Here is a 13561-nt window from a genome sequence, read left to right as displayed (position 1 = left end):
TCAGGGTTGCGTGTCTGCCTTTTCATCCGCTATGCTAGGACGAGAAGATAAATACCTGAATTCCTTTTAGACTGCTTATTGTGCAGGGGAGAGAAGGAAGGACTGTTTTGCATGAAAAAATCAGTGAACATGTCAGTAGCGACTGCGTTAAGTGTCGCGCTAGTGATGGCAAACAACCAAACGATCTATGCTGCAGCACCACCTGCATCGAATGACTACTATTTAAGTAACCAGCTTCATTTGAGTCAGATTAGAGCTCATCAAGCTTGGTCAGTCGTAAATAGTAATGAACAGATTATCATCGCAGTGCTGGACTCCGGTGCCGATTACAAGCATCCTGATTTGAAGGACAACCTTCTGCCTGGTGTGAATCTTGTGAATCCCGGGAGGTCTGCCCAGGACGATAACGGACATGGAACAGAAGTAACTGGTGTACTGGCTGCTAGCGGGAATAACAGTATTGGTGTATCCGGTGTCTTGTGGAATGCCAAGATTTTGCCGATTAAAGTCTTGGCCAAAAATGGAGATACTACGGTGCAGACTCTTGCTAAGGGTATCAATACTGCTTTGGATCGTGGTGCCAAAGTCATCATGATGTCTCTCAGCAGTATGGCCTACTCCAAGGAATTGGCGAGTGCTGTTCAACGAGCGGAAAGAAGCGGAGCTGTTCTTATTGCCGCAAGTGGCAATGAGAGCAGCCGTGTAGCATATCCAGCAGCATATCCCACGGTGATTGCTGTAGGCGCTGTAAGGGGTAACAATGAAGTGATTTACCAGAGCAATACAGGGCCTGAGCTGAACCTGGTAGCGCCTGGTTTCAATGTCTATACGACCAAGCTCGGGGGAAAATACGGTTCTTTTAGCGGAACTTCAGCAGCAGCGCCTCAAGTAGCTGGCGCAGCAGCGCTCATACTCGCCCGTTATCCCAAACTCAGCCCATTAGATGTGAGGCAATTGCTTTATCAAACAGCTACTGATTTGGGGGAAAAGGGATGGGACCGGAAAACGGGCTACGGTTTGCTAAATGTCGACAAGGCCGTTCGATCGGCTCTATCATACGACTTTTTAGAGCCGAATAATCAGACGTATTCAGCCAAAGCGTTTCCGATCGAGTCACAGATACGTGGGAATTTAGGGCCAAAAGACACGATAGACTGGTTGAAGATGGACATCCCTTACGATGGGAAGGTCAGCTTTACAGCGTCAGTGACTTCCGGTATTTCTTCAGCGATGGCAGCTACCTTTTACCCAGAGAATCGTCCGCCGATTACGCAGTACTTCGGGAATGGGGATACATTTACAGTCCCTGTCAAGGCGGGAACTATGAATATCCGCTTAATGCGTAACGGAGGGGTCAACAATGCGTTTACCTACCTGTTGACGAGCAAGTTTACCATCAATCCGGACCGTAACGAACCGAACGATACACAAGAGACGGCAAGGCCGCTCGTAGGTAACCAAATCAGTGTAACAGGTAATTTTCACGATGAAGGGGATCAGGATTGGTTCTCCTACTATGTTCGTGAATACGGACATTTGGATGTCTCTGTTAGCCCTGATAACAAGCGTGTCGATCTGTTGCTGGGTATTGGTAAACAAGAGCCTGGGAAAAATACGGTTGTCTGGGACCCTAACTACGATAATGGAACGAAAGACAATCCGACAGAGCGTGTCAAAAAAGAAGTTTCGCCGGGCAAGTATTACATTCGTGTGAGTGAGTACAATCGCAATGCGGTGAATGGCGAATATCAGCTGGATCTGGGATACACGCCCGTAAAAAAAGATTTTAATGAGCCGAATGACACCTATCAACAAGCGTCTCCGCTAAGCGGTGGGACAGTGATGTCAGGCACAATGCCAACGGCTACTGATTCCGACTGGTTCCAATTTACTGTGAATAGTGAATCGTATGTGACGTTCCGAGCGCCGTACATTCCTGTCGATAGCGGTTTTCGTTTCGCGCTCTATAGCGATCGAAACATGAACTATGCAATTGCTTCGACGAATGAGGTAGCGGAGCTGTCTAACCGAGGAAACGATATTATCGGTTTGCGTTTGCAACCAGGAAAATATTATGTGCGCCTCAATAGCGGTACTGCGTTCAAATATGAATCGTACCGACTCACGGTGACGCAACAGAAATTGATAGCGGGCTATCGCGATATTTCGGATCACTGGGCGCGCTCGGAGATCGTCAGACTGAATTCTCATGGTATCGTAAATGGGTTCAATGACGCGACGTTCAAGCCCAATCAGGCTGTGACCCGAGCAGAGTTTGCGACGATGCTGCTTAAATCGATGCGTGCGACCGGTTCCAAGGTAGCGACTACCTATACAGGAAAAACGACCTTCCGGGATATGCCAAAAAGGCACTGGGCGTATAACAATCTAGGTGTAGCCTATCAATTAGGTATTTTGAAAGGGTACCCGAAGAATGAAATGAAGCCGGATCAGCCGATATCGCGTGCAGAGATGGCGGTAATGATCGCGCGGGCACGTAATGTTTTGCTGTATAACCGCGGTACCACGAATTATCAGGATGTGCCGACAAGCCATTGGGCTTCTCCGGCCATTGAGGCTTTGACATCTAGAAATTGGCTAAGTGGGTACGGTTCTTCCTTTAAACCGAACGGAAGGGCAACTCGCGCCGAGGTTGTTGTCGTAATTTCTAAATCTTACCAACTATAAGTAAAATTTTTCCTATTGACATCTCTGAAAAAAACAATTATTCTATTAACCGTAATGGATACTCTTATCCAGAGCAGGCGGAGGGACTGGCCCTATGAAGCTCGGCAACCGATCTTGAGCGGTGCTAACCAGCAGAACGGACATCTGTTCTGGCCGATAAGAGGATGAAGGAAGCAAAAAACGCTCAAACCTTTTCCTCCTAAAAAGATGGAAAAGGTTTTTTATTTGCGTTTACGTAGATAAAATCCTAACTCGGCTACCACACTATTTGTATGAGGTCAAAGGAGGTATTTTCTCATGGCTTTGCAAAAAGGTCGTCGTCTGTTTACATCCGAATCTGTAACCGAAGGACATCCGGATAAAATTTGTGACCAAATTTCTGACTCCATTTTGGATGCGATCCTGTCCAAAGATCCAAACGCTCGCGTAGCTTGCGAAACTTCCGTAACTACTGGTTTGGTTCTCGTAGCAGGTGAAATCACTACAAACACGTATGTGGACATCCAAAAGCTCGTTCGTGAAACCATTCGTGAAATCGGTTATGACCGTGCGAAATTCGGTTTTGACGCTGACACTTGCGGTGTTATTACTGCAATTGGCGAGCAGTCCGCTGACATTGCACTTGGTGTAGACCAAGCATTGGAAGCACGCGAAGGCAAAATGACTGACGCTGAGATCGAAGCAATTGGTGCTGGTGACCAAGGTTTGATGTTTGGTTTTGCTTGCAATGAAACACCTGAGCTGATGCCACTTCCGATCAGCATGTCTCACCAATTGGCTCGTCGTCTGACTGAAGTACGTAAAAACGGAACACTTGCTTACCTCCGTCCTGACGGAAAAACACAAGTGACCGTTGAGTACGATGGCGACAAACCAGTTCGTATCGACACGATCGTTATTTCTACCCAACACGCTCCTGAAACGACTTTGGAGCAAATCAAGCAAGATCTGGTTGAACACGTAATCAAACCAGTTGTTCCAGCTGAATTGTTGGACGCTGAGACTAAATACTTCATCAACCCAACTGGCCGTTTCGTAATTGGCGGACCACAAGGGGATGCTGGCTTGACTGGCCGCAAAATCATCGTAGATACTTACGGCGGTTATGCTCGTCATGGCGGCGGTGCGTTCTCCGGTAAAGATCCAACTAAAGTTGACCGTTCCGGTGCTTACGCAGCTCGTTATGTAGCGAAAAACATCGTGGCTGCTGGCCTCGCAGACAAATGCGAAGTGCAAGTTGCTTACGCTATTGGTGTAGCACAACCAGTTTCCATCGCAGTAGATACATTCGGTACTGGTACCATTTCCGAAGAAGCTCTGGTGCAATTGGTTCGCGAACACTTTGACCTGCGTCCAGCTGGTATCATCAAGCAGCTTGACCTGCGTCGTCCTATCTACAAACAAACAGCTGCATATGGCCACTTCGGACGCAATGACCTGAATGTTCCTTGGGAGCAAACAGACAAGGCAGAAATTCTGAAGCAAGAGGCTGCTCAACTGTAATATTCATGAATGACATAAAAAGAGCCTGGTGTTGCTACTGGGCTCTTTTTCATTTTAGGAGCAAAGTCATCCAATTATTGGGTCAATTGTTGCACAGGAATTTGTAGGACTGTGTCGAATCTCCTAGTGAGGAAGTAGAGGAGGGGTTTTTTTGCCGAACAGAAGGCTCTTCCTGATCGTGTTTCTTACTTTTTTGTTTTTTGCAGTGGCTATTGGGTTGTTAGGCGAATCTTTTCTGGAAAAAAAGAATAAACAAGAAGTGCAACCTTTTCCCCAAGTAGATACGTCTATAAGCATAAGTGAGACAAAAAATGCTGAGCCAAACGTCACACCAACTGAAGAAGCAGCGGTTCAAACGAAAAAGTGGTATAACAATCAGGTTGTGGTTTTGACATACCATCATGTCACGGATCAATCGAATCAGCGGTATGTCATAGCTCCTGATCAATTTGCCCGACATATGAAATTTTTGCATGATAACGACCTGAATCCGATTTCGTTGGAGGAGTTCCTTCGATTTATGGAGACGGGTACCTTACCGACTGAGAATGCTGTTTTGATTACGTTTGACGATGGGTATGAGAGTTACTACACAGAAGCATTTCCGATCTTACGTACATACGGCTACCCTTCGGTGAACTTCGCGATTGCGGGGCGCTTAAGAGATGTAGCTGACCGAAAACGGGAGAATATGACGCCACCACTTACGCGTCAACAGGTTAACGAAATGATTCATACGGGACTGGTTACGATCGGGTCCCACACGTATAGTCTGCATGAAGAGGAAGAACGAAATGAGTGGGGCGATCTTGGCCCAGAGACAGCTCCGGTCTATTTGAAGGACTTGCAGCGTTTAGAGGACGAGAAAGAGTACAAGGACCGCCTCTATGTGGATTTCAGTATATCTCGCGTCGGTTTAAGCGAATGGATGAAACAAGAGGTCGAGGCTATCTCGTTGCCGTTTGGCTTCACAAGTCCAATCGTACTGGAGACAGCTCGTCAAGCTGGCTACCGCTATGTATTTACATCCAATCGTGGATTCGTAAAACAAGGAACAGATCCGTTTGCCATTCCACGCAATGACATGGGACTGCGAGATGTAGAAGAAGAGCACCTCCAACAGTTGTTCACGAAAGCTAAAAATGAGTTTGAAGGAGAGCAATCATGAACAAAGCGATAGACATCAGCGTGCTGGACGGGGTGATCAAGCGAACGATTGAAACTGTAGAAACGAGTAAAACCCAAATATTTGATATAGCTGAAAACGCCAGACAGCATGGCAACTCGTTGAAGTTTGATTTACATGAGCTTCGGCAAGAAATTTCCAAAGTGATTCAAAAAGTCGATGCGCTCGAACTCGCGTATCGCAAATCGCGCAACAAGCTCGTATTGGTCAGTCGTAATTTTCATATGTACACGGAGGAAGATATCCGGGTTGCTTATGAAGAGGCGAGCCGTATCCAGGTAGAACTGTCCATTTACCGCGAGCGAGAAAATAATTTGAAGCGCAGAAGAAATGATTTGGAGCGTCAACTGCGTACCTTGGAAGAAACCATTGTCCGTGCGGAGAAGTTGGTTTCTCAAATGGGCGTCGTGCTTGGTTACTTAACAGGTGACTTAAGTAAGATAGGCGAGGCGCTGGAATCGGCTAAGCAGCATCAGCTGATGGGCCTAAAGGTAATCCAGGCTCAAGAAGAAGAGCGCAAGCGTGTGGCACGCGAGATTCACGACGGTCCAGCTCAATCGATGGCGAATGTCGTGCTGCGCTCGGAAATTGTAGAGCGTATGTTGAAGAACGAGCGCATTTTGGAAGCGCAAATGGAACTGCACGAGCTGAAGGAAATGGTACGCTTGAGCTTGGCAGATGTTCGACGCATTATTTTTGATTTGCGTCCAATGGCATTAGATGACTTAGGGCTAGTACCTACCTTGCAAAAATATATTCAAACGTGCGAAGAGCGTATTCAGTCTTCCATTGATCTGGTAGTATTTGGTGTGGAGCCTCCTTTGCGCAGTTCAGTAAAGGCTGCGATCTTCCGTTTGGTTCAGGAATGTCTGAACAATGTGGAGAAGCACGCAGGCGCTTCGACGGTTCAAGTGAAGCTGGAATTTGTACAAGATTCGTTAAGTCTTGTCGTTAAAGACGATGGGGTCGGATTCGATCTGGAAAAACGCATGGCGAATGGCAACTCTTTTGGACTCTTGGGAATGCGTGAGCGTGTACAGCTCTTAGAAGGCAGTGTCGAGCTGCAATCCGCTCCGGGAGAGGGAACCAAGGTCATATTCCAAATACCGATAAAATTGTGACATGATACGTAAATAAGTACTGGGGGATGAACCATGGATAAGAGACAGCAAGAACTCCGCATCGTGATTGTGGATGACCATCAATTGTTTCGCGAAGGCGTAAAACGGATATTGGAAATGGAAGAAGATTTCAAGGTGGTCGGGGAAGGTGCGGACGGAGGAGAAGCCACTGTATTGGCGGAAGAGCACAAGCCGGACGTCTTGTTGATGGATATTAACATGCCAAACATAAATGGCGTCTCTGCTGCAGAAAATGTGATTTCTGTAAGCCCTTCTACTCGTGTGATTATGCTCTCGATTCATGATGATGAGGGGTATGTGTATCGTACCCTCCGCGCTGGAGCATCTGGCTACTTGCTGAAGGAAATGGGAACGTCAGACCTCGTTGACGCTGTACGTGTAGTGGCGTGCGGCGGTGCATACATACATCCAAAGGTGACGGGCAAGCTGATTGAAGAATTCCGTCGTCTGAGCGAGCAGGAAGGGACGGCAGAACGTAGCTTCTCCGTAGATGAATCGCAAGCCATCGATCCAAAAGTGATCGAATCGCTTACCCGTCGCGAGCGGGAAGTATTGCAACTGATGGCGGAAGGGAAAAGCAATCGTGCCATCGGGGAATTCTTGTTTATTAGTGAAAAGACGGTTAAAAATCACGTTAGTAGCATTTTGCAAAAGCTCAATGTCCAAGACCGGACACAGGCTGTTGTCATCTCCATTAAAAACGGCTGGGTGAAACTGTAGGAAGCGCTTCCTATTTGCACTCTGTTCAAGCCGTGCGGCATACCTTGGTATAGGAGGAGGTATGACCGTGATGGAAGAGCTGATTGTATGGCTTTTGGCAGCATTTGGCTGCTCCTCTTTGCTGGTAATGATCGCGGAGCGCTGGACTAATCGAACGGATAGCGCGAGCGAGCTCCCGCATGAGCATTATCGGTTACTGGTGCGCAATTCGGAACAGGTGCTGGAACGTGTAGTGAGGAGTCTGCTGTTTCGTTCGTATTGGAGTGGCAGACCTATCCGAATTACCTTGATAGATGATGGATCTGACGATGATACAAAACAGATGACAGCCGTCTTGAATCGTTATCCGTACAGCCATTGTTTGGGTGACGTACAGGAGGAAATGATGGCTGGAACCATCGTCATTGATCTGCGGGAGAAAAAAGAGGGAGCCTAAAAGTTTGTTCAGGGTAAATCTTGCGAGCTGTCGACAATAGATCGGCGGCTTTTTTATTTTTCTGCGGCCTGATTCGGGTTTCGAAATTTATTTGCCGGACCTGTCTGTCTTTTTGCACACTAAGGGCAAGAAGGCAGAGGAGTGAGCGTATGCGTGAGTATTTGCTATATATCAAGGCTTGCGGCGGATCAATACCACAGGTGCAGACTTATGTTACGCCGAGCTTTTCTGTAGATCGATCTTTTTGGCAGGAGCGAGAAGGATGTGTCCTACATGTCATCGGGAAAACGTCGTCGCTTGCTCTGGCTTTTTCCTTGCGTGCGAAGGTGAACGGGTATTTGATGGAACAAGTCGGTAAAGAACGGAAGCTGACTGATGGATATGTAAAAGAGTTGAGAGCACTGGCGGTAAGTAGTGTGTGCGAAGTGAGCAGCTTATATGGACGGGAAGCAGTGAACGTACAGGACCGCCGGGAGCAGGGGTGGTTTTCTTGGGAGCCAGTCGAGGAGAGTGTGGAAGTTTCGTATCGAGGTAGTAAAGAGGTATGGGAATTTCGAGAAACTGGATTGGGCTCTTTGGGTGGTCGCGAACTTCTTCGAAGGAACTCATCTCACGAAAAACCACAAGAAGCTGCTTTAAGCGAGATTTTGGACGGGCGTGCGCTCCTTTGGGACGAAATAGAGACTTTGCTGAAAAAGCGAGGGGTAGACGTGCAGGATTTGTCTGCCATTTTGCATTCATTCGTGCTTGCAAACAAAGCGGAATGGCGACCTGGCATTCGTCTTGCGGTTACGAAAGGATGGTGGCGCAAGCGGCTGGAGTTGGTCTGTGAACGCTGCGGAAGTGCAGGAGTGAAGGTGGAGTTTACTTATTGTCATACGTGTGAGCAAGGCTGCGCTTATTGTACAGCTTGTTTAGGGATGGGGAGGAGTAAATGTTGCACGCCGTATTTTTTAATGGACGCAGGGGCATCCCTTATCTGTAGCGCAGACCACTTGCAGAACGTGGCGAGATTGGAGTGGGCGGGGCAGTATTCGGCAGATCAATCGCGGGCAGCTGAACGAGCGCGTTGCTTTGTAGCCAATCCGAGACTAGGGCTCACGGAGTTTTTGATCTGGGCAGTTTGTGGAGCGGGTAAAACGGAGTTGTTATTCCCTTCTGTTACAGAGGCACTCGCTGCTGGCGGTCGCGTTTTGATTGCGACCCCTCGAAAAGATGTCGTGTTGGAGCTGGCTCCGCGTATTCAGCGAGTCTTTCCTGGGGCTAAAGTGATTGCCGTCCACGGTTCGAGCTCGGAGAAGTGGGAAGAGAGTGACATCACGATTGCAACCACGCATCAGGTCATGCGCTACCATAGGCGATTTTTGCTGGTGGTTCTCGATGAGGCCGATGCTTTCCCTTATCATAATGATCCGATTTTGTATCGCGCTTTATCCAGAGCGGTGAAAAAGGATGGGAAGCTCCTCTATTTAAGCGCGACACCTCCGGGATATTTGCAAAAGCGGCTCGTTAGAAAAGGACGCCCAACCGTAGGCTCGTCTGGCGTGATACCGCTATTCTCTGATAGGCATGTTCTGTTGCCTGGGCGCTATCATGGTGCTGCGCTTCCTGTTCCCAAGATTCTCACCGTACAAGGCTTACATAAGCGCGTTCAGAAGAATCGTGTCGTGGCACCGTTTATAGAAGCGGTGAGTACCTCTCTGAATGAAGACCGGCAAGTTTTTGTGTTTGTCCCGCGCGTTGATGAAATTGACAGGGTGCTATCGTACCTCCAAAAGTGGCTTCCTGCTCGCGCAGGGGAGATGGCTGGTGTCCACGCGGCAGACCCTATGCGGGAGGAGAAGGTCCTCGCATTTCGAGAAAAACGTTATACAGTCATGGTGACGACAACGATTCTGGAGCGGGGTGTGACCATACCAAAGAGTGACGTAGTAGTGGTAGGTGCGGAGGCACCTGTATTTGACGAGGCGTCATTAGTACAGATAGCAGGCCGAGTAGGAAGGTCTGTTGATGATACGACAGGTAGCGTTCTATTTTTGCAAGCAGAACGCGCTACGTCTCCGAAGCGGGCCGTCAGACAGATTTCACAGATGAACAACTTAGCTCAAAGGCTCTCAGAAAAAAGAGGCCTTTCATGATCGGTGGGACGTGTGTCCGTTGTGGTGGGCGTATCGCTGCTCTCCAAAAGGAAACGGCAGTTCGTGAAAAAGCGCGACAGCTATCAGATCAGACTAGCTATCCGGTCATCTACCGGATGTTAAAAGGGATTGTGTTGTGTGGAGTCTGCCTTGATGCTTTGCCGTTGATTGGGCATGATATTTGCCAGCGGTGCGGGCGGGATATGGAGTATCAGACTTGTATCGGCAACGAAGGGCTATGCAGGGATTGTGTTCATAGAGAAGATGGACAGATTTTGGTGGCAAATCGGAGTTTGCTTCGCTATGAAGAGGGAGAGAAGGATTTGCTAGGGTTGTTCAAGTACCGTGGTGACGAGCGGTTAGCTTCCTACTACGGAACGCTTCTCGCGATTACGGTTCAACGTTTTTACAGGTCTATCGGGATTACCTGCATCACGACTGTACCCTTACATCCACAACGGCTGCGTGAACGCGGCTTCAATCAGGTTGATTTACTGGCTCGCCATTTAGGAGCAGCAACCAAAATTTCGGTGAGACCGTTGCTTCTTCGAACGAAGGACACGCCGAAGTTAAGCAAGCAGAAAGGGCGTGTATCCCGTCAAGAAAGCATGCGTGAAGCATTTGCATGGGATGGCAAGACCATGCCGTGTGCCTCTAAAATCTTGCTCATTGATGATATTTATACGACTGGTTCGACGCTGCGCTCTTGTGCGAGGATAATCAGAGAACATCTGGGGCAAGGCTGTGAAATATATTCCTTGACAATATACCGATAGCCAGTTCGGAAAAATTAAGCTATGATGTAGGCATATAACGGATGTGGGAACCGTATGAACTTTCTGAACGGAAAAGGGGTTGTCCGATATGTCTATGGGCAAGTTGGCAAACTGCTCGCGGTGTGATGCTGTATTTGTACAAGCAGTCCGTGACATTTGCCCCAAATGCATTAAAGAAGTGGAACAAGAATATGAGGCATGCGCCCAGTTTTTACGCAAGCGTGAAAATCGCGGAACGAATATTCATCAAGTGAGCGAAGCTACTGGTGTAAGCGTGAGGCAAATCACGAAGTTTATCAAGGAAGGGCGCATTTCGGTTGCCGGAAGTCCAAATCTTGGTTATCCATGTGAGCGCTGCGGTTTTTTGATTCGAGCAGGCAACATTTGCGAATCTTGTCTAAAAGGCTTGAAGCATGAAATCACGCAACAAACCGAGGTAGAGCAGCGATTGGAGGAGTTCCAACGCGCCGATCTGGCTAAGGCAGCTTATCGAAGAAAGCAGAATAGTGACGAATAGTTTTGTGCAAAAAAACTAATCGTACATCATGAAATTGCCGATGATACTACTAAGAGGTGTCATCGGTTTTTTCTATGAAAAACCCGGTGGTATGAGAGGATGGTAATCAGATGCGGATTAATGAACCTAACCGTGTCGGGATGATCAATGCTTACAACAAGACAGGCAATAACCAAGTAGGCAAAAGCGGCAAAATCCCGATGGGCAAGGATGAAGTGAACATTTCCACAGAAGCGTTGGAAATGCAAAGGCAAGTAGAAGATGTCAACTCTCCACAACGTCGGGAAAAAGTGGAGCAGTTGAAGAAACAAGTGGAAGAAGGAAAATATCACGTCTCAAGTGAGCGGATCGCTGATAAGCTCCTGTCCTTTTGGAAAAAGCTGTAATACAGATCGAAAGATGGCTTATTAAACAGCCTCTTTGAATAGTTTTCGATGGAAGATGAGGAGAAGCAAGGAATGAATAGACTCTACGATCTGCTCGACAACTTGATCCAGTTGCACAAAGCCTTGTACACCTTAGCCTCGCAGAAGAAAGAAGTGCTGGTAAAAGGGAGTGTGGATGAACTGGTAGCCATTACACGCCAGGAGCAAAAACTGATCAAGGGCGTCACAGAAGCTGAAGCAGCCCGCCAGCAAGTAGTAAAAGAACTGACAGCACAGAAGGGCTTTGCGCTGCAAGAAGGCACACTGGCTGAATTGATCAAGTTGACGACCAGTGCGGAAGAGAAGATGCGACTCACTTCCTGTCGTAATGAGCTAAGCCGGATTGTGACCGAACTGCGCGATGCTAACGACCTGAATCAGCAGTTACTGGAGCAATCCCTTTCTTTTGTAAACATGACGCTCGATCTGATCACGGATACACCCGAGGACGACTTCATCTACGGAAAGCCGACCTCGGATACGTATCGTCAGGCTAATCGAACTTTTTTCAACAAAAAAGCGTAAAGAGGTGTCGAAATGCGCTCTACTTTTCATGGAATTGAAGTCAGCAAACGCGGTCTGTTCGCTCAACAGTCCGCGCTAAATACAACGGGACATAATATCTCCAATGCGAATACGGAAGGGTACAGTCGCCAGCGCGTGAATATGCAGGCTACGAATGGTTTGCCTTATGTGGGGATGCAAGCGAGTATTGAGCCGGGGTTGCTTGGAACGGGTGTGCAAGCGACTAGTATTCAGCGGTTGCGGGAAGAGTTTTTGGATATTCAGTATCGGAACGAATACAAGCGCCAAGGCTACTGGGATGGTCGTTTGGAAACGTTGGAGAAATTAGAAGGGATCATGAATGAACCTTCCGATACTGGCTTGCAAAAGGTTATGGACCAGATGTGGCAAGCATGGCAAGACTTGGCCAAAGACCCGACGGATACATCGGCTCGCGCAGTTGTTCGGGAACGAAGCAAGGCAGTAGCGGATACGTTTAATACGCTAACCAATCATATAAAGGAAGTACGAACTGATCTTAACAACGTGGTAAATGTAAAAGCGATGGAGATCAACTCCTTGGGCCAACAGATTGCCAGTTTGAACAATCAGATTGCAAACGTTGTACCACATGGGTATGAGCCAAACGACTTGTATGACCAACGTGACGTGCTTTTGGACAAGCTCTCTAAGCTGGTTGAGATTCGTGCGTCGCAATCGACAGCGGGAATGGTCAATGTTACGATTGAAGGTCGAGATTTTGTTACAGGGATTACTTCTCAACCAGTAGCTACTGTACAAAACCCAGCTACGGGCATGAGTGACATGACGCTGGGCGGAGCGGCGTTTGTGCCGACAACCGGCTACATGGCAGGAACCCTCCAATCTCGTGATCAGATCGTGCCGAATATGCTGAAACGCCTGGATGTTTTGGCTGTGAATCTGACGAAGGAAATTAACGATCTGCATCGGGCAGGACGAAGCTTGAGTGATATTAACAATGGGACTGTACAGGATCTTCCATTCTTTGTAGATGCGAATTCACTGGCTGCTAATCCAGCATCCAAAAATTATCCAACAAGCGCATCTGGGATTGTCATAAATCCGGAAATTATGAAGAGCTTGGATGCGATTGCTGTGGCAAAACCTGAAACTGGAAGTACTCCAGTAGGAAATAATGAGAATGCATTAGCTATTGCTTCTATTAAATTCAAAGTGCTCCAAGCAGGTGCTGGCCCAAATGATTTAGCGGAGAGTTCAACTTTGGATAACTACTATCGCTATACGATCAGTCAGTTGGGCGTGGATGCTCAAGAAGCTGAACGTAACCGACTTAACTCCGAAATGCTTGTCGGTACTGTAGATAACCAGCGACAATCTGTATCAGGTGTATCCATCGACGATGAAATGGCGGAAATGGTGAAATACCAACATGCGTACAGTGCATCTGCACGCGTCATGACAAGCATGGACGAGATTTTAGATAAAGTCATCAACGGTATGGGCCGAGTGGGCCTCTAGTAGGA

Annotated in this window: 12 protein-coding genes and 1 riboswitch; all 12 genes read left to right on the top strand. The window is 47.8% G+C overall.

Annotated features, from left to right (window positions below):
* The first annotated feature begins 111 nt into the window (after positions 1–111).
* Positions 112–2688 (top strand): S8 family peptidase, encoded by a 2577-nt coding sequence (locus ACFYU8_RS16135; protein ID WP_390300702.1) that lies wholly within the window; start codon positions 112–114, stop codon positions 2686–2688.
* A 61-nt stretch (positions 2689–2749) separates the two neighbouring features.
* A riboswitch (SAM riboswitch) is annotated at positions 2750–2851 on the top strand.
* A gap of 134 nt (positions 2852–2985) precedes the next feature.
* Positions 2986–4191, top strand: a complete 1206-nt coding sequence (metK, locus tag ACFYU8_RS16130) for a methionine adenosyltransferase (protein ID WP_390300700.1) — start codon at positions 2986–2988, stop codon at positions 4189–4191.
* Between the two features lie 151 nt (positions 4192–4342).
* Positions 4343–5359 carry a polysaccharide deacetylase family protein gene (locus ACFYU8_RS16125; protein WP_390300698.1) on the top strand — a complete coding sequence of 339 codons (1017 nt, stop codon included), beginning with the start codon at positions 4343–4345 and terminating at the stop codon, positions 5357–5359.
* Positions 5356–6498: a sensor histidine kinase gene (locus tag ACFYU8_RS16120; RefSeq protein WP_106654716.1), complete on the top strand. Its 1143-nt coding sequence runs from the start codon at positions 5356–5358 to the stop codon at positions 6496–6498. Before ACFYU8_RS16125 ends, ACFYU8_RS16120 begins: the two co-directional genes overlap by 4 nt.
* A gap of 33 nt (positions 6499–6531) precedes the next feature.
* Positions 6532–7239: a response regulator gene (locus ACFYU8_RS16115; protein ID WP_390300696.1), complete on the top strand. Its 708-nt coding sequence runs from the start codon at positions 6532–6534 to the stop codon at positions 7237–7239.
* A 70-nt stretch (positions 7240–7309) separates the two neighbouring features.
* Complete coding sequence (locus ACFYU8_RS16110; RefSeq protein ID WP_390301034.1) at positions 7310–7675, top strand: glycosyltransferase family A protein; 366 nt, start codon at positions 7310–7312, stop codon at positions 7673–7675.
* A gap of 149 nt (positions 7676–7824) precedes the next feature.
* Positions 7825–9813: an ATP-dependent helicase ComFA gene (locus ACFYU8_RS16105; protein WP_390300694.1), complete on the top strand. Its 1989-nt coding sequence runs from the start codon at positions 7825–7827 to the stop codon at positions 9811–9813.
* A complete protein-coding gene (locus ACFYU8_RS16100) occupies positions 9810–10589 on the top strand; it encodes a ComF family protein (RefSeq protein WP_390300692.1) in 780 nt (259 codons plus the stop codon). The genes ACFYU8_RS16105 and ACFYU8_RS16100 overlap by 4 nt, the downstream gene beginning before the upstream one ends.
* An 88-nt stretch (positions 10590–10677) precedes the next feature.
* The gene (locus ACFYU8_RS16095; protein ID WP_390300690.1) at positions 10678–11106 is read left to right on the top strand and encodes a TIGR03826 family flagellar region protein; all 429 of its coding nucleotides are present in this window, start codon (positions 10678–10680) and stop codon (positions 11104–11106) included.
* A gap of 110 nt (positions 11107–11216) precedes the next feature.
* Positions 11217–11492 carry a flagellar biosynthesis anti-sigma factor FlgM gene (flgM, locus tag ACFYU8_RS16090; RefSeq protein ID WP_106838057.1) on the top strand — a complete coding sequence of 92 codons (276 nt, stop codon included), beginning with the start codon at positions 11217–11219 and terminating at the stop codon, positions 11490–11492.
* Between the two features lie 72 nt (positions 11493–11564).
* Positions 11565–12056, top strand: coding sequence for a flagellar protein FlgN (locus ACFYU8_RS16085; RefSeq protein WP_390300688.1), 492 nt, complete (start codon positions 11565–11567; stop codon positions 12054–12056).
* Positions 12057–12068: 12 nt separating this feature from the next.
* The gene (gene flgK / locus ACFYU8_RS16080) at positions 12069–13556 is read left to right on the top strand and encodes a flagellar hook-associated protein FlgK (RefSeq protein ID WP_390300686.1); all 1488 of its coding nucleotides are present in this window, start codon (positions 12069–12071) and stop codon (positions 13554–13556) included.
* Positions 13557–13561: the final 5 nt, after the last annotated feature.

This window comes from Brevibacillus sp. NPDC003359 (genome assembly GCF_042878995.1).
Taxonomy (GTDB): Bacteria; Bacillota; Bacilli; order Brevibacillales; family Brevibacillaceae; genus Brevibacillus.
The sequence above is the reverse complement of the archived record's forward strand: the minus strand, read 5'-3'. Positions and strand labels throughout refer to the sequence as shown.

Bases quoted from the DNA above. Each gene is read 5' to 3' on its own strand.
- ACFYU8_RS16095 (WP_390300690.1), top strand. From the start codon at position 10,678: ATGTCTATGGGCAAGTTGGCAAACTGCTCGCGGTGTGATGCTGTATTT.
- ACFYU8_RS16120 (WP_106654716.1), top strand. From the start codon at position 5,356: ATGAACAAAGCGATAGACATCAGCGTGCTGGACGGGGTGATCAAGCGA.
- ACFYU8_RS16115 (WP_390300696.1), top strand. From the start codon at position 6,532: ATGGATAAGAGACAGCAAGAACTCCGCATCGTGATTGTGGATGACCAT.
- ACFYU8_RS16110 (WP_390301034.1), top strand. From the start codon at position 7,310: ATGGAAGAGCTGATTGTATGGCTTTTGGCAGCATTTGGCTGCTCCTCT.
- ACFYU8_RS16105 (WP_390300694.1), top strand. From the start codon at position 7,825: ATGCGTGAGTATTTGCTATATATCAAGGCTTGCGGCGGATCAATACCA.
- ACFYU8_RS16085 (WP_390300688.1), top strand. From the start codon at position 11,565: ATGAATAGACTCTACGATCTGCTCGACAACTTGATCCAGTTGCACAAA.
- ACFYU8_RS16100 (WP_390300692.1), top strand. From the start codon at position 9,810: ATGATCGGTGGGACGTGTGTCCGTTGTGGTGGGCGTATCGCTGCTCTC.
- flgM (WP_106838057.1), top strand. From the start codon at position 11,217: ATGCGGATTAATGAACCTAACCGTGTCGGGATGATCAATGCTTACAAC.
- flgK (WP_390300686.1), top strand. From the start codon at position 12,069: ATGCGCTCTACTTTTCATGGAATTGAAGTCAGCAAACGCGGTCTGTTC.
- metK (WP_390300700.1), top strand. From the start codon at position 2,986: ATGGCTTTGCAAAAAGGTCGTCGTCTGTTTACATCCGAATCTGTAACC.
- ACFYU8_RS16135 (WP_390300702.1), top strand. From the start codon at position 112: ATGAAAAAATCAGTGAACATGTCAGTAGCGACTGCGTTAAGTGTCGCG.